This window comes from Aeromonas sp. R5-1 (assembly GCF_040908265.1).
In the GTDB taxonomy this organism is placed as follows: Bacteria; Pseudomonadota; Gammaproteobacteria; order Enterobacterales; family Aeromonadaceae; genus Aeromonas; species Aeromonas caviae.
Map to the genome: position 1 here is coordinate 49423 of NZ_JBFODJ010000013.1, position 15699 is coordinate 65121.

A 15699-nucleotide genomic window follows, 5' to 3' on the forward strand; every position below is an offset into this window, starting at 1 on the left:
GTTGTTTTCTCCAGTGAAATCGACCGTGGGTCCGGCTGTTCGCGCAGCGCGGGCCCGATTCATTTCAACGACGTTCATCACTTCGCTCCTCCTTGCACGGCCACTGGCAACGGGCGAACCTGACTTGCCACTGACCCCTCCAAACTCAACAGCTCCCTGATGGCGCGATGCACTGCCGCCGTAATCGCCTGACGCTCGATCGGGTCAATCACCCCGTCTTGCCGCGCTTCACGCAGCTCACCAAACACCGCCGCCACCACCTCACCCACCAGCATCACCTGGTCAGCCAGCTCTTCCTCGGTCACCGTGGTATCCGGCAGGGCCACCAGCACTTGGCCACGAGACAGCGCCCAGGCTTGCAGAATGGCGTTGTCACCGGTCAGCTCGGTCACGGCGATCGCCTCAGACAGATACAAGTGGTGGTCTTCACACTGCGGATTGAACTTGTTGTTCAGGGTGGTAGGGCGCTTGTTACCCATCAGTCTTGCCAGCTCGGTGACGTTGTAGCTGCGGCTCAACTGATAAGCGGCGTCAATAGGGTCAGATGCGTGGGAGTAATCCCGCTTGACTCTCGTGGTTGTTTTTTTGGCTTCTGTCATGATGGTCGCACCTGCTCAGTTTTTAGCTTCCCCTTGGTGAGGAGCTGGATCTGACAAGCGCGACCGTAAGGGATGTCCTCCCCCCATAGCGACACTGCCGACTTGCTTATGCCGAGTGCTTTCGCGGTCTTTGTTACCCCGCCAAAGTAGGCGATAACGTCTAGTTTCTTCATAACCCCTCCTGTCGATAAGGAAAGGTTAAGCAAGCGCAACTCTCCGGTCAAGCACAATTAACGCCAAAAGGTTTAAATTACTTAACTATGAGCATCGGAGAACGCATCAAGCTGTCTAGGTCGCGCCTGAAAATGACCCAGCAGCAACTCGGCGACAAAATAGGCGCAAACAAGGCATCCATTTCACAGTGGGAGAATGGGGTATACACCCCTGACGCAAAGAACCTTTCCGAGTTGGCAAAGGCGCTTTCTGTCTCTGTGTTTTGGTTGATGGATGGGAAGGGCGAGCCTTCTGGTCAGAACATGGAGATAGCATCACCCGACACTCACCGGATCCCGGTGATCAGCTATGTGCAGGCAGGGGTATGGACAGCACCGAACGAGATCCGCGAGTGCGATGGCAATATGGCCTATATCACTACCGATCTTGACTTGGGACAGCGCGCCTTTGCCATCGTGATCCGGGGCAACTCCATGGAACCGGAATTTACCGAAGGGGACCTGGTGCTGATCGACCCGGACGAGCCACTCCACCCGGGGGATTTCGTGGTCGCCAAGAACGGCGAAGAAGAAGCCACCTTCAAGAAGTACCGCCCCCGGGGTTATGGCGAAGATGGCCAAGAAATTTTCGAGCTGGCACCACTCAATGACGACTACCCCACCATGCGCTCAGACCGTCAGCATATCCAGATCATCGGTACCATGGTGGAACACCGCCGCCGGCGTAAAAAGCGATAAATCAAATCAACAAAAAAGGGACATAAAATGTCCCTTGAAATTATTACACTTTGTTGATCAGCAGATCAGTTTGGCAGAGAACGCCAATGTGAGCGCACATACTCCATACGACCGTAGCGGAATCGTGGGTATGCGTTCACATGAACACACTTAGTTTTAGATGACATAATCTTGTCCCTATTTTTTGCTAGGGAGGGACCTCATCTATTGAGTCAAAGCTAGTAATTGGCCTATAATCAGCTCGTCCAAACTGGTAGTACGCCAATGTACAGGGGTCGAGACCTCCCACGTAAACCCATAGTCTTCTGCGCCAACAGTTGACTACCCTTGCCTCAAACTGTGACAACACAGATTCTTTGGCTTGGTTTACCTGGGTTGATACCTAGACTTAGGGATCTCTAATCTGAATGCGGTAAGTCCACGTTGGTGGGCATAGACACGCTTTCCTTTTACAGTGATCCATTTGGTGTAGATCACCACCACATCTTCTTCAGTTTCTGCATTTTGAGTAGCCATGAGTTCGGCTCCTATCATAGTGAGCCTCCTTGTTGCAACCCCAAAATGTATGCTACTTTGTAAGTGTCTAGTTTACGGTGTGGCAACACACTTAGGGTCTTCGAGGTGGAGGTTTACCTCAAAGATTGAAACAGCAAGTAGGGGTCGCAGCCTACTTGCTGTTTTGTTTTCTTAACTTACCAAGGCGCACATAAGCTGCCTCAATACTGACCCCAAAACGTTCAGCCAAATCATCTGGGGTATCATTCTTGACGTCAATATGACGCTCATCCATCAAAAACAGTGACGCGAAGGTATCAGCCTGCCATTCACTGTCTTCATAAACTTTATGCTCACCGCGAGCGTATGACGGTCGTTCACCACGATGCATGACTATGTGCCCAAGCTCATGAGCAAGTGTGAAGACTGCATGACCCACACCATCACATGCATCGTCATACGTCGACTTCTTCAATTTAATGTGCTTTTGGTCTGGGTAGGCAACTGCCTCCTCCAGTCCCAGCTCATGATCCTCCACAATCTCAAACGAGAGGATCTCCTCATTCTGGAGCACTTCGTAAAGTGCAGCCATGTTGGCCTTAGGGTTGTGTAGTTGGAAAAGATCTCGATGCATCTTAGCCAGGTCATTGATGGCATTCGTCGCTCGAGGCTTCACTTTATGTCCTAGTTTACGGTGCTGCATCGGCTTATACCTCTAACAGTTTCTTAAGCTGCTTCTTACTTTCTTCAGACAAAGACTCATAACGTCGAGCAAATGACATCACTATCTCTCTGTCATCATTTTGCTTGCCCACCAGATCGATTTTTACTGATGGTTGAGACAAAGTAGCCGCATGTCGCAGGTCGGCTGCTTCGTTGGAATTCAGACCATATTCATCAACAATCTTTGCCACAAACGAGTCCGGAACACTCTTTTTTCCAAGCTCGAGGGAAGATAAGTAGGCAGAGCTAACGTTCAGCACATCTGCCATATCTTTTAATAAAATTTCATTTTCTAATCTTAACCCCCTCAGATACTTACCAAATGCTGTTGCTTTCATGCCAATACCCTCGTTAACTCCGTATTACACCTATCAATGGACTAAAATGGAGCCGGTTCGCACAATGGCAGCCATCCACTACAGCAGTACCAGCCCTCCGATTAACCTATTGCATGGTCACAGAATAAACCTAAAAATGGTTGAATGCAAGAGGATCAACCAAAAATTGGTTAACCCTTCTTTTTCCTTATCTATGGGCATATCACCACCGCACGAGCGCATTGCTCTGACTTGCTAGCACGAGCCCGCCAGCACGGTGGGCTTTTTTTTGCGCCAATGAAGTTAAGCAATCACAACATGGGGCTTTACTTTTTGGTTTGGGTGGCTTAACTTAATCCCAGATACACCAGTAAACGGGATGAACCATGTCGAACCAACAACGCAAAATCGTCTACATCGCAGGGCCAATGTCTGGCCTGCCGGAATACAACCGCCCTGCCTTCAACACCGAAGCGCTCCACCAGCAGCAAAAAGGCCACGTCGTACTCAACCCTGCAACCCTGCCGGACGGACTCACACAGCAGCAATACATGCAGATTTGCTGCCCCATGGTGATGATGGCCGATGAGGTGATCATGCTGCCTGCCTGGATTAACTCCCAAGGCGCCACCGCTGAATTCAACCTCGCCATGAAGTGCGGCAAGGTCATCCGCCAAGCCGAAGACGGCTTTGCCTGGTACCCCACCAAGGAAGAGGAGGCGGCATGAAGCTGGACAACCTTATCTATTTGCTCGAGACCATTGCCAGCACAGAGGCTGACGATATCGATAACGATGCCTTTGATGTTCTTTGGGAAGACGAACGTGGCCACGAAGGATGGACTGAAGAGTCCATCACTGCTGTAGCTCAGCAGGCCGCTTTAACTCTGACTGCTCAGGCTGGGCGGGTCCGTGCTCTGCGTTCGCTGGTGCAGCGCATGGCAACCCACCTCACCTTGGCAGGAGAGGTCGCAGATGCTCACTCCGTGAACCCCATCAAGGCATGGCTGGCTGAGGCTGAAAGCGCTCTGCAGGAGTTCACCACCAACTTGCCATCAGCTGAGTTTCTCTGCGTGGCAGAACAGCTGATTGACACTCACCCGTTCCTCTATATCGAACTGAGCCGCACCAGAACCACAGACTGGATGGCATGGTTGCGTACCAATCCGAAGGAGAATGATGGCGTGCTGCTGGCCAGCGGCCAGGGCCTGACTCCTGATGATGCGTGCCGATACGCTTTGGCACAACTGAAAGAGAAGGAAGGCGGTGCGTCATGAACCACTACGCCCAAGCGCTGGCCGAACTGCAGGCCCAACCCGACCACGAGCTCAAGCAGATAGGCGACCAATGGCAGACCCCCAAGCCGCTGGCCTGGGGCCTGTTCCACCAGTTCGCCCCCACCCTGGGGCCGGTGGTGCTCGACATGTTCGCCGATGACTGCAACCACCTGGTGCCCAACTACTACGATGCCGAAGACAACGCCCTCACCCAGGAGCTGGCTGCCGACCTGCGCCGCTTGGGGGGCGCAGCCTACGCCAACCCGCCCTACTCGCGCCCCTGCACAGATAGCGAGGGGAACCCCATCACCGGGATGGAGGCCATCCTCAACTACTGCCGCGAGCAACGGGCGCTGGGCGCCAAGATCATGTTGCTCATCAAGGCCGCCACCAGCGAAACCTGGTGGCCGGAAGATGCCGACTTCATCCAGTTCATCAGCGGGCGCATCGGCTTTGAGGTACCGAGCTGGTATGTGCCCCGCGACCCGAAGAAGGACAAGCCCAGCTCCAGCGGCTTTGCCTCAGCCGTGGTGATCTTCGACGCCGGCTGGCAGGGCGAGCGACGCCCCGAGGCACGCCTGCGCCGTGACGACCTCATCACCACCGGTCAGATCATCCTCGATATGATCCACCGCCAGGCGGTAGAGCTCACCCTGGCCGCCGATCACGTTATCCGTAACGCCACGCCCAAGCTGACCCCCGTGGTCACCCAGGAGCAACCCGCCGAAACAGAACCGGCCGCGGGGGAACCACCAGCAGCCGACGATAACGAGGCCAGCGCCGCGGCGGCGGCCGAACTGGGCTATGCCGATGCCAGCAGCATCATGGCCAAGCAGATTGAGTGCGTTGATCTCGGCGAAGAGCAACAGGATACGGTCAGGGGTTATGTGCAAGGCTGGCTGGACGAACCTTATCCACTCTCCGAGATCTTCTATCGGCTCGATCTGGCCGTCGCCAACCTGCTGGCCGGCAAGCCTATCCATCAGGGCTTTGTCGCAGAAGAGAGTCGTTCCCCCGCCCTGCCCCACTGGCAACGCCACCCCGCAGTGAAGGGGGTTATCTACCAGATCGACGATGCGGACATCCTGACCCCGGCCAAGACCGCCGAGCTGGCCGCCTGGATCATCGACAACCTGACGGCCCCAGGCGATCTGCAGGAACTGGCCACCGCCAAAGCCGCCGAGCTGTTGGTGCAGAGTGTCGAAGCCACCAGCCCAGAGCCAAACCATGCAGAGCGGCAGCTCGAGCTGCTGGATGCCCACCACCCAACCGAGGAACCCAGCACCAAGCCGCTCGAGGACTGGGCCTTCGACTACCAGAACAACGAGCTCAATTTGGGTGGCGCCGAGTGGTCGTGCTTTGTCGCCGTGTTGACCGTGCTCTACGGCGCCAAGGAGCACTACACCGCCCGGGAGGTAGCGATCGCCATCTCAGTCAGCGATGAGCAGCTCATGGACGAATACACCACTTTGGACGAGGAAACCAAGGCGCTGCTGCGCAAGGCTGTCTCCACTCTGAAGCAGGTTGAAGGATACAACTTCACCGAGGCCTTCCCCATGCTCGACCTGCACCGCCAGGAGGCTGTCATCGCCTTGCTGAACGCCCTGCATAACGAGCCGACCCTCAGCCCCGTCACGCAAAAGAGTGTGATGATCAACGCCATTACCCGAGTGAATGAGGTGATGGCATGAGCAAATCACTTCGCCGCTCCCGCGCCGTCAGGGCCAAGGTGACCGGGGCCCCGCTCAACCTGGGATCCGCCATCAACGTGGATCTGTTCGCCGGCGGCGGTGGCGCCAGCACCGGGATCGAGCGTGGGCTGGGGCGCCCTGTGCACATCGCCATCAACCACAACCCGAAGGCGCTTTCCATGCACCAGGCTAACCACCCGGAGGCCCTGCATCTGCAGGAAGATATCTGGGCCGTGGATCCGGTTAGGGTGCTGGCCGGGCGCTCGGTCGGTTGGTTGCATGCCAGCCCGGATTGCACCCATCACTCCCAGGCCGCCGGCGGTCAGCCGCGCAAGCAGGAGATCCGAAGCCTGGCATGGGTGATCACCAAATGGCTTGCCCTGAGCAAACCTGCCGTGCTTTCCATGGAGAACGTCAAGCAGATGCGCACCTGGGGGCCCCTCATCGCCAAGCGGGACAAGGCCACTGGCCGGGTCATCAAGCTGGTCGAGGTTCAGCGCGGTAAGAAGACCAAGATCGAGCAGCATATCGCCGAGCCAGGTGAGCGGGTGCCACGCCAGCAGCAGTACCTGGTGCCGGATCCCAAGCGAGCTGGCCAGACCTGGCGCCGCTTTCTGGCCAGCATCGAACGCCTAGGGTATGTGGTAGACCATACAGTCCTGAACGCAGCGGACTACGGTGCGGCCACCAGCCGCCAGCGCCTCTACCTCGTTGCCCGCCGGGACGGGGAGCCAGTTTGCTGGCCCGCCCCGACGCATTGCAAGGCCCCGGCACCAGGCAGCCACCTCAAGCCGTATCGGGTAACGGCGGATCACATCGACTGGTCTATCCCCTGCCCCAGCATCTTCCTCACCAAGGAAGAAGCCCGGGCACAGGGCCTGAACGTCAAACGCCCATTGGCCGATGCCACCCTGGAGCGCGTGGCGATCGGGGTGATCCGCGAGGTGCTGACCAATCCCAAGCCCTTCATTATCGAGCTGGCCAACTGGTCAGGGCGCGGTGTCGATTCGGTTGATGCCCCATTGCGCACTATTACCGGCTGGCCCAAGGGTGGCGCGTTCGCCGTGTGCAACCCGAGTCTGGCCCCTCTGGTGGTGCGCCACTTCGGTAAAGGGGGTGAGCACGGGGTGGATGAACCTGCTGCGGCCATCATGGCCGGCGGTGGTGGCAAGTCCATGTTGGCGGCCCCCTTGATGGTGCAGGCCAATGGCGGGTTCAACACCGTGCCCGCCAGATCCGTGACTGACCCATGCAGCACCATCACCTCGAGCGGCAGCCAGCAGCAACTGGCCTCAGCCTTCATGGTGCACCTGCGCAGGAACCTGCCACCGATCACTCCGGAAAGCCAGCTCCCCACCATCGTTTCAGCGGGCCAGCACCACGCCCTGGTGCAGACCGTGATGGCGAGCCCGGGTGAGTTCGGTCTGACACCGGAGCAAGAGGCCGGGGCCCTGCGGGTCAGCGCCTTCCTGATGCGCTACTACTCGAGCGGCGGGCAGTGGGGCGCTGTCACCGACCCGATGCACACCATCACCACTAAGGACCGGCTGGCGCTGGTAACCGTGACCTGGTGCGGCAACACCTGGGTGATCGTGGATATCGGCCTGCGCATGCTGGTACCGAAGGAGCTCTATGGCTGTCAGGGCATGCCACGCCACTACATCCATGACCGCGGCCACGACGGCACCCCGCTCTCCATCACCGATCAGGTGTTGATGGTGGGCAACAGCGTCAGCCCGCCGCCGATGGCGGCCATTGCCAGAGCCAATAACCCGTACAAGCACCTGCAAGCCAGGAGGGCAGCATGACCAAGCAGCAAGCCGCCGGGATCACCATCCTGGTGCTCAACACACTGGCCGCGCTCATTGCGCTGGCTCTGATGTAAGGGGGACGCAGCATGATCACGGTCACCGATACCAAAGGACAAAAACACCACTTGGCGCTGGACGCCATAGCCAAGGTGAGCGAGGCCTCTCTCAGCTCACGTTGGTATGGGATTCGCTCCTACATCAAGACGTTCGACGGCGATGAGCTGGGTGTGCGGGAGGACGCCCAGCAGGTACTGGCGCAGATCGAGGCGAGAAGCGTATGAGCATCGTACAGGACGTTGCCGAGTGGATTCATGCCCGCACCGGCGGCGCCATCAGTGCCGATGTGGCTGCCGAGTTCTCCCTCACTGTCAGTGAGGCCAGCATAGTGATGGGCCAGATCCACAGGGAGGCCCGCTTCACCACCCGGATTGAACACTTCTGCATGGTTGGGGACAACGGTCGCGGGCGCCATACCCGCCGTCTCTTCGTTGACATGGTGAAACCGCCGCAGTGGCGCAAGACCCCAGTGATAGGCACTTGCGGGGATCTGGTGGTCCGGTTCGACAGCGTCACCGACGCAGAGACCAAGGGCGGCTTTGTCCGAGTTGGCATCACCCGCTGTCTTGCCGGCCAGCAGGAAAAGCACGGCGGGTACCGCTGGCAAATCGATACCACCAAAGGAGCAGGCCAATGCACCGCTACAGCTACACCCTGAATGCGGCCACCGAATTGGGGGCAGCACCGGATCGTCTGACCGGGACCATCGAGGCGCACCACCCGATGACTCACCAGCAGATCCGGCTGGCCGCCATCGACAAGGCCCCGGCCCAGTATCTGAATTTCAACGAACTGGAGTACCAGGAGATTGAATCCCCCCTGAATTGAATGCCCGGCCATGCTGCCTGGGTGTAACGAACCACGACTGTCCTGGAGGACACGATGCATATCAAACTTTACCAGCGCAATTACCGGGATGATCTCAAGCAGGCCATCCAGCAGGAGCATGCCGGCAACCATCAGGATGCGGACCTCTCCTACAAGAAAGCCCAGCACCACGCCACCAGCGCCAACATGCTGGAGAAGGCCAAGTTCGCGATGGCCCGTCGTATCCACTACCTCAAGCAGGCAAAGGATCCCGAATGGAAGCAGGTCAACGCCAAGTTCCAGCAACTCCATCAAGCCCTGGAGCATCGCTGATGGCCAGCCGCGGCATCAACAAAGTCATCCTGATCGGCAACCTGGGTCAGGATCCGGAAGTGCGCTACATACCCGGCGGGAACGCTGTCACCAGCATCACCCTGGCTACCTCAGAAACATGGCGTGACAAGCAGACCGGCGAGGCCAAGGAGCGCACCGAGTGGCACCGAGTAGTGTTCATGGGAGTGCTGGCTGAAGTGGCAGGGAAGCACCTGAAGAAGGGCTCCCAGGTCTACGTGGAGGGAAAACTGCGGACTCGCAAATGGCAGGATCAGAGCGGACAGGAACGCTACACCACCGAGGTGCTGGTCGACAGCTTCACCGGTGTGATGCAGATGTTGGGAGGGAATGGAGGAGGGAAACAGCAGGGAGCAAGCGGTCAGCCAAGGCCAACCCAACAACCGGCGCAGTCGCCGGCCTACACCGAACCACCCATCGATTATGACGACGATCTGCCGTTCTAGGCCAACGAAAGACAGTGGCCCCATGGGGCCGCTCTTCTCGCAGTGAGGCGTAAAGGAGACATGAATATGCATCAGAAAGTGGTTGTGATGGAACGCCCCAGTTGGGTTCTGCCTCGAGTTTTGGGGGAGATGTTCGGGTACACTGAGAAGGCCATCAGCGAGAAGCGGAAGAAGGGCCAGCTTATAGAGGGGGTCCACTACAAGTTGGCCCCGGATGGGAAGTATGTCTATCACTGGCGGAGATATGAGGATTGGCTGACCGGAACCAAGAACTGATCGACATCGTTGCGGTAACACCAGGTGTCGAACTACACGGCAAGAGCCTTCGCATCGACTTCCGCTTCCACGGCAAGCGATGCCGGGAAACGCTCAACATGCCGGCCACCAAAGCCAACATCAAGCATGCCTCCCGAAAACGGGAGGCCATCCTGCACGAGATTGCCATCGGGGTGTTCGACTACGCCAAGCACTTCCCAGACAGCAAGAATGCCCACCGGTTCGCTGGCACGACTGCAAGCCGTGACATTTCGCTAGGTGACCTAGTGGAGCACTACCTGAAGATCAAGGATGTGGACATCGGCGATAACGCCCGTGGTCGCTATCGCTCCATTCTGGGGATGATGGCCGCCGACCTGGACCACACCCGGATCGTCAGCACCTTCCGGACCGAAGACCTGCAACAATGGCGCCGGTACCTGATGACCGAGCCGCGGAACAGAACCAGCAAGCCCTTGGCTCCGAGATCGGTCAACTACTACATGATGGTCGCCGCTGGGCTGTTCAACTTCGCCAAGCAGAACGGCTACACCCACCAGGACCTTTCTTCAGTGCTGACCAAGGTGGAAGTGATCCGGGATAAACCAGACCCTTTTGATCAAGATGAGTTCCGGCGCCTGCAGGAAGCAGCTCGGCACGATATGGATGCGATGTGGATCCAGCTCGCATGCTGGACAGGCATGCGTACTGGGGAGCTCTGCTCCCTAGCATGGGAGGATGTTGACCTGGAGCGCGGGGAGCTCCAAATCCGCCGCAACATCACCCAGGCCCGCAACTTCAAGGTACCGAAGACCGGACATGAGCGAACCATTGTACTCCTGCCCCCTGCAATCGAGGCGCTGAAGCGCATGCGGCCAATGACAGCCATGCGCCAGTCCCATTACATCAAGAAGACGTTGAGGGACCGCCGGCAGGTCGACGAGAAGGTCACGTTTGTATTTAGTCCAGACGTCACCAGCAAGACGCCCGGGCTCAGTATCTGCTACACAGCCTTCACCTTGGGTGACAAATGGGACAGGTTGATAAAGAGGGCTGGCATTCGCCGCCGAACCCAATACCATATGCGCCATACATTTGCTTGCTGGATGCTGACCGCTGGCGCAAACCCTGAATGGGTTGCGTCTTACCTTGGGCACGAGGACAGCACCATGGTGCGAACAGTCTATGGCAAATGGATCCCCGAACAAGACCGCGACGAAGCGGACAGGGTTTGGGGCAGGCTTGGAGCCAACTTTTCAGATTTGGCCCCAATACAGCCCCAAGATTTCAAAGCAACACAATAACAACCTGTAAATTAAAGAGAATTAGCCAATGGCTCAATTTATTTACACCATGAACAGGGTCGGCAAGGTAGTGCCGCCCAAGCGTCATATTCTCAAGAACATCTCCCTCTCCTTCTTCCCGGGCGCCAAGATAGGCGTGCTGGGTCTGAACGGCGCCGGTAAATCCACCCTGCTGCGCATCATGGCCGGGATCGACACCGAGATCGAAGGGGAAGCCCGCCCGCAGCCCGGCATCAAGATCGGCTACCTGCCCCAGGAGCCTAAGCTGGATCCGGAGCAGACCGTACGCGAAGCGGTCGAAGAGGCGGTCGGCGACGTCAAACGCGCCATGGCGCGCCTCGACGAGGTCTATGCAGCCTACGCCGACCCGGATGCGGATTTTGACAAGCTGGCCCGCGAACAGGGCGAGCTGGAAGCCATCATCGCCGCCCAGGGCGGCCACAACATGGAAAACCAGCTGGAGCGCGCAGCCGACGCCCTGCGCCTGCCGGCCTGGGATGCCCAGATCAAGCACCTCTCCGGTGGTGAGCGCCGCCGCGTGGCCCTGTGCCGCCTGTTGCTGGAAAAGCCGGACATGCTGCTGCTGGACGAACCGACCAACCACCTGGATGCGGAATCCGTGGCCTGGCTGGAGCGCTTCCTGCACGACTACGAAGGCACCGTCGTGGCCATCACCCACGACCGCTACTTCCTCGACAACGTGGCGGGCTGGATCCTGGAGCTGGACCGCGGCGAAGGCATCCCCTGGGAGGGCAACTACTCCTCCTGGCTGGAGCAAAAAGATGCCCGTCTGGCCCAAGAAGCGAGTTCCGAAGCCGCCCGTCGCAAGTCCATCGAGAAGGAACTGGAGTGGGTTCGTCAGAACCCGAAAGGCCGTCAGGCCAAATCCAAGGCTCGTATGGCTCGCTTCGAAGAGCTCAACACCAACGACTACCAGAAGCGCAACGAGACCAACGAGCTGTTCATTCCGCCCGGACCGCGCCTAGGCGACAAGGTGGTGGAGGTGGCCAACCTCTGCAAGTCCTATGGCGACCGCCAGCTGATCGACGATCTCTCCTTCTCCATTCCGAAGGGTGCCATCGTTGGCATCATCGGTCCGAACGGTGCCGGTAAATCGACCCTGTTCCGCATGATGTCGGGTCAGGAGCAACCGGATTCCGGTTCCATCACCCTGGGTGACACCGTGGTGCTGGCCTCCGTGGATCAGTTCCGCGACAGCATGAACGACAAGAAGACGGTGTTCGAGGAAGTCGCCGACGGCCAGGACATCCTGCGCATCGGCAACTACGAGTTCCCGAGCCGCGCCTACATCGGCCGCTTCAACTTCAAGGGTTCCGACCAGCAGAAGCGGGTCGGCGAGCTCTCCGGTGGTGAACGTGGCCGTCTGCACCTGGCCAAGCTGCTGCAGACCGGCGGCAACGTGCTGCTGCTGGATGAACCGACCAACGATCTGGACATCGAAACCCTGCGCGCCCTCGAGAACGCCCTGCTGGAGTTCCCGGGTTGCGCCATGGTCATCTCCCACGACCGCTGGTTCCTCGACCGCATCGCCACCCATATCCTGGACTACCAGGACGAGGGCAAGATCGCATTCTTTGAAGGCAACTTCACCGAATACGAAGAGTGGAAGAAGAAGACCTACGGTGCCGAGGCTATCCAGCCGCGCCGCGCCAAGTACAAGCGCATTGCCAAGTAAGGCGAGGCAACAGCTGCGCCGCCAAGTATGACGTCACAAGGGGAGCCGGGGCTCCCCTTTTTTGCCTCTTCTGACTTACAATCTCCACCTATTCCCCAGCGATAGCGACCCATGACCCAAGCCTCCACCACCAGACTCACCATCCAGATCCGGCTCGAACCCGGCTGCCTGGGGCCGGATGGCAAGCAGCACATCGATACCTTCTGCGCGGCCGCCAACCGGATCCTCGCCGCCATAGAACCCCGACGGGTGCACTGGGTGCTGCTGCCCCGCCATGACAAGCAACTGGCCGAGCAGGCCTACTTCCTTGATGGCCGCCCCTTGAGCGAAACCCAGGCCACCCTGCTGCTGCAACGCATGGGGTTGACCCTCGATCCCTTGCTGGAGCAGAGCGATGCCGTGCTGAACCAGCTTATCGAACGCTACCAGAAAAACCGTTGATCCCGATGTGGAAACGGGGCTCTATTGGTCCCCTTTTTCCTGCCTCCGGGGGAAAACGTTTGAATTTTTACTCTATTCATTGATCCGCCTCGCACATCCGGGGTTTGTAAACCTGGCCGCCTGTGTGAAAATGTGCGCGCTGTCACGGTATCAGGACGAGTCTGGTCACTTCACCGCCAGAATCAGGGTCCGTCGCCCCGCATGGATGGGCCGGGCCCCCTGCTGCCTATTTCACGTCACCCATTGGAATCCAACATGAATCAACCACATCACGCTACCGGGCAGACCGCCAGCCCGGCTGCCGGGCAGGGATTGCTCGAGCGCCTGTTTGCCCTGCGCGGTCATGGCACCACGGCCCGCACCGAGGTGATCGCCGGCATCACCACCTTCCTGACCATGGTCTACATCGTCTTCGTCAACCCGCAGATCCTCTCTGCGGCAGGCATGGACACCCAGGCCGTGTTCGTTACCACCTGCCTCATCGCCGGCATCGGCAGCATCCTGATGGGTCTGCTGGCCAACCTGCCCATCGCCCTGGCTCCCGCCATGGGCCTCAACGCCTTCTTCGCCTTCGTGGTGGTGGCCGGCATGGGCTACTCCTGGCAAGTGGGCATGGGCACCATCTTCTGGGGTGCGCTGGGCCTGCTGATCCTGACCCTGCTGCGGGTACGCTACTGGCTCATCGCCAACATTCCCCTGACACTTCGGGTCGGCATCACCGCCGGCATCGGTCTGCTCATCGCCCTGCTCGGCCTGCACAATGCCGGCATCGTGGTCGCGAGCCCCGCCACCATGGTGACCGTGGGCAACCTCACCTCCCTGCCCTGCCTGCTGGGGCTGCTCGGCTTCTTCCTCATCTGCATCTTCTCCGCCCGCGGCGTCCACTCAGCCGTGCTCATCGCCATCGTGGTGACCACCACCCTGGGCTGGCTGTTCGGCGACGTCACCTTCAAGGGCTTCGTCTCCGTGCCGCCGAGCATTGCACCGGTCTTCGGCCAGCTGGACCTGATGGGATCGCTGGACATCAGCCTCGCCGGGATCATCTTCTCCTTCATGCTGGTCAACCTGTTCGACTCTTCCGGCACCCTGATCGGCGTGACCAACCGCGCCAAGCTGGCCGATGACAAGGGGCACTTCCCGCGTATGAAGCAGGCCCTGGTGGTGGACAGCGTCAGCTCCGTCGGCGGCGCCTTCATGGGGACCTCGTCCGTGACGGCCTACATCGAGAGCAGCTCCGGCGTCGCCGTCGGCGGTCGCACCGGTCTGACCGCCATCGTGGTGGGCATCCTGTTCCTGCTGGCCATCTTCTTCTCTCCGGTCGCCGCCATGGTGCCGGCGTATGCCGCAGCGGGGGCCCTCATCTACGTGGGCGTGCTGATGTGCTCCGAGCTGACCCGGGTGAAGTGGGAAGACCTGACCGAAGCGGTGCCGGCCTTCATGACCGCGGTAATGATGCCGTTCAGCTTCTCCATCACCGAGGGGATCGCCGTCGGCTTCATCTCCTACTGCGTGATGAAGGCGGGCACCGGCCGCTGGCGCGAGATCAACCCCTGCGTGCTGGTGGTGGCCCTGCTCTTCGTCCTCAAGTTTGTCTGGGTCGATGCCCACTGATTTTTCTTCCATGAAAAGAAAAACCAGACTCTGAAAACAAAAATGCCCGTCATCGACGGGCATTTTTTTATGGCGGGTACAGGGCTCAGCGAATGCCGCGGGCCTCGCGGATCCACTCCCACGCCTGCTGGATCTCCTGGGTCTTCTCTTTGGCCATCTCCATCATCTCGGGGGGCAATCCCTTGGCGGCCAGCTTGTCAGGGTGATGCTTGCTCATCTCCTTGCGATAGGCACGCTTGATCTCCTGATCGCTGTCGCTTTCGTTCACCCCGAGCAGCTGGTAGGCGTCCTTGAGGCGGTCCCGGGAAGGGGGCTCCTGCCGGTATTGCTGCCCCTGCCCGCCGCCCTGTTGCTGGCGATGGAAGAAGTTCATCTGGGCCTCGGCCATCGCCAGGATCCGGGCCAGCTCGATGCGACTGAACCCCAGCTCGTCGGCGATGGTTTGCAGGATGGCCCGCTCGTTCGCCTCCACCTGACCGTCGGCGAAGGCGGCCTGCAGCTGGACCTCGAGGAAGAAGCGCAGAATGTCGCGCTGCCCCAGGCTCGCCTGGCGAAACTCCGCCAGGGTCTCGCGCAGGGGGAAGTCCGCCTCCTTGCCAAGGCGGAACGACTCCTGAGCCCGTACCCGCTGCTCTCCGGCCAGCCGCATCCTGTCCATCAGGTTGGACGCGACCCGTATTTCGTGCTCGGTGACCTGGCCGCTCGCCTTGGCGATGTGGCCCATGACGGCGAAGGTGGCATGGAAAAAGACGGCCTGTTGCTGCTGGCTGGGTGCCCGCTGGAAGGCCCCGCGGATCCCCATGCCCCGATCGAAGCGATGGCCGATCCACAGGCCCAGCAGGGCGCCGAAGATGTTGCCGAGCAGAAAACCGAAGAAGGTGCCAAGCACCTTGCCCCAAATACGCATG

Annotated in this window: 21 protein-coding genes; 15 read left to right on the forward strand and 6 right to left on the reverse strand. The window is 59.2% G+C overall.

Translation table 11 applies throughout. The annotated features are described in order from the left end of the window. Positions 1-77 precede the first annotated feature (77 nt). Both AB5Y64_RS01940 and AB5Y64_RS01945 read right to left on the reverse strand, forming a co-directional pair. A complete protein-coding gene (locus tag AB5Y64_RS01940) occupies positions 78-599 on the reverse strand; it encodes a phage regulatory CII family protein (RefSeq protein WP_368203171.1) in 522 nt (173 codons plus the stop codon). Next, positions 596-772 (reverse strand): Cro/CI family transcriptional regulator, encoded by a 177-nt coding sequence (locus AB5Y64_RS01945; RefSeq protein WP_368203172.1) that lies wholly within the window; start codon positions 770-772, stop codon positions 596-598. Before AB5Y64_RS01945 ends, AB5Y64_RS01940 begins: the two co-directional genes overlap by 4 nt. 87 nt (positions 773-859) lie before the next feature. Here AB5Y64_RS01945 and AB5Y64_RS01950 point away from each other — a divergent pair, with 87 nt between their 5' ends. Then, on the forward strand, positions 860-1510 hold the full coding sequence (locus tag AB5Y64_RS01950; RefSeq protein ID WP_368203174.1) for a LexA family protein: 651 nt from the start codon (positions 860-862) through the stop codon (positions 1508-1510). Between the two features lie 366 nt (positions 1511-1876). On the opposite strand, the gene AB5Y64_RS01955 is transcribed toward AB5Y64_RS01950, so the two are convergent. The 3 genes from AB5Y64_RS01955 to AB5Y64_RS01965 form a co-directional block, all read right to left on the reverse strand. Continuing rightward, positions 1877-2044: a hypothetical protein gene (locus AB5Y64_RS01955; protein WP_202605897.1), complete on the reverse strand. Its 168-nt coding sequence runs from the start codon at positions 2042-2044 to the stop codon at positions 1877-1879. A 133-nt stretch (positions 2045-2177) separates the two neighbouring features. Beyond that, positions 2178-2708 carry an ImmA/IrrE family metallo-endopeptidase gene (locus AB5Y64_RS01960; RefSeq protein WP_161470040.1) on the reverse strand — a complete coding sequence of 177 codons (531 nt, stop codon included), beginning with the start codon at positions 2706-2708 and terminating at the stop codon, positions 2178-2180. Between the two features lie 4 nt (positions 2709-2712). Further along, positions 2713-3066, reverse strand: a complete 354-nt coding sequence (locus tag AB5Y64_RS01965) for a helix-turn-helix domain-containing protein (protein ID WP_161470041.1) — start codon at positions 3064-3066, stop codon at positions 2713-2715. 365 nt (positions 3067-3431) lie between these two features. Between AB5Y64_RS01965 and AB5Y64_RS01970 the strand changes: the two genes are divergently transcribed. From AB5Y64_RS01970 to AB5Y64_RS02035, 14 genes are all read left to right on the forward strand, one after another. After that, entirely contained in the window at positions 3432-3773 is a 342-nt protein-coding gene (locus tag AB5Y64_RS01970) for a DUF4406 domain-containing protein (RefSeq protein WP_368203176.1), read from the forward strand. After that, positions 3770-4321, forward strand: a complete 552-nt coding sequence (locus AB5Y64_RS01975; RefSeq protein WP_368203177.1) for a hypothetical protein — start codon at positions 3770-3772, stop codon at positions 4319-4321. The genes AB5Y64_RS01970 and AB5Y64_RS01975 overlap by 4 nt, the downstream gene beginning before the upstream one ends. Continuing rightward, positions 4318-6012: a phage N-6-adenine-methyltransferase gene (locus AB5Y64_RS01980; RefSeq protein WP_368203180.1), complete on the forward strand. Its 1695-nt coding sequence runs from the start codon at positions 4318-4320 to the stop codon at positions 6010-6012. The genes AB5Y64_RS01975 and AB5Y64_RS01980 overlap by 4 nt, the downstream gene beginning before the upstream one ends. Then, entirely contained in the window at positions 6009-7820 is a 1812-nt protein-coding gene (locus AB5Y64_RS01985; RefSeq protein ID WP_368203182.1) for a DNA cytosine methyltransferase, read from the forward strand. Before AB5Y64_RS01980 ends, AB5Y64_RS01985 begins: the two co-directional genes overlap by 4 nt. An 89-nt stretch (positions 7821-7909) precedes the next feature. Further along, positions 7910-8104, forward strand: coding sequence for a hypothetical protein (locus AB5Y64_RS01990; protein ID WP_368203184.1), 195 nt, complete (start codon positions 7910-7912; stop codon positions 8102-8104). Beyond that, positions 8101-8538, forward strand: coding sequence for a hypothetical protein (locus AB5Y64_RS01995; RefSeq protein WP_102948875.1), 438 nt, complete (start codon positions 8101-8103; stop codon positions 8536-8538). The genes AB5Y64_RS01990 and AB5Y64_RS01995 overlap by 4 nt, the downstream gene beginning before the upstream one ends. Next, entirely contained in the window at positions 8514-8708 is a 195-nt protein-coding gene (locus AB5Y64_RS02000) for a hypothetical protein (protein WP_102948876.1), read from the forward strand. The genes AB5Y64_RS01995 and AB5Y64_RS02000 overlap by 25 nt, the downstream gene beginning before the upstream one ends. 54 nt (positions 8709-8762) lie before the next feature. Further along, on the forward strand, positions 8763-9020 hold the full coding sequence (locus tag AB5Y64_RS02005; protein WP_368203186.1) for a hypothetical protein: 258 nt from the start codon (positions 8763-8765) through the stop codon (positions 9018-9020). Next, the gene (ssb, locus tag AB5Y64_RS02010; RefSeq protein ID WP_102948877.1) at positions 9020-9484 is read left to right on the forward strand and encodes a single-stranded DNA-binding protein; all 465 of its coding nucleotides are present in this window, start codon (positions 9020-9022) and stop codon (positions 9482-9484) included. The genes AB5Y64_RS02005 and ssb overlap by 1 nt, the downstream gene beginning before the upstream one ends. An 87-nt stretch (positions 9485-9571) precedes the next feature. Beyond that, positions 9572-9760 carry an excisionase family protein gene (xisR, locus tag AB5Y64_RS02015; protein ID WP_223918428.1) on the forward strand — a complete coding sequence of 63 codons (189 nt, stop codon included), beginning with the start codon at positions 9572-9574 and terminating at the stop codon, positions 9758-9760. Beyond that, entirely contained in the window at positions 9736-11043 is a 1308-nt protein-coding gene (locus tag AB5Y64_RS02020; protein ID WP_182957056.1) for a DUF3596 domain-containing protein, read from the forward strand. Before xisR ends, AB5Y64_RS02020 begins: the two co-directional genes overlap by 25 nt. Before the next feature lie 28 nt (positions 11044-11071). Further along, positions 11072-12739, forward strand: coding sequence for an energy-dependent translational throttle protein EttA (ettA, locus tag AB5Y64_RS02025; protein ID WP_201955916.1), 1668 nt, complete (start codon positions 11072-11074; stop codon positions 12737-12739). A gap of 111 nt (positions 12740-12850) precedes the next feature. Next, positions 12851-13180: a hypothetical protein gene (locus tag AB5Y64_RS02030; protein WP_113978642.1), complete on the forward strand. Its 330-nt coding sequence runs from the start codon at positions 12851-12853 to the stop codon at positions 13178-13180. 255 nt (positions 13181-13435) lie between these two features. Further along, positions 13436-14791: an NCS2 family permease gene (locus AB5Y64_RS02035; protein WP_045523766.1), complete on the forward strand. Its 1356-nt coding sequence runs from the start codon at positions 13436-13438 to the stop codon at positions 14789-14791. A gap of 85 nt (positions 14792-14876) precedes the next feature. Here AB5Y64_RS02035 and djlA read toward each other — a convergent pair whose 3' ends face one another. Further along, complete coding sequence (djlA, locus tag AB5Y64_RS02040; RefSeq protein ID WP_368203188.1) at positions 14877-15698, reverse strand: co-chaperone DjlA; 822 nt, start codon at positions 15696-15698, stop codon at positions 14877-14879. Position 15699 lies beyond the last annotated feature (1 nt).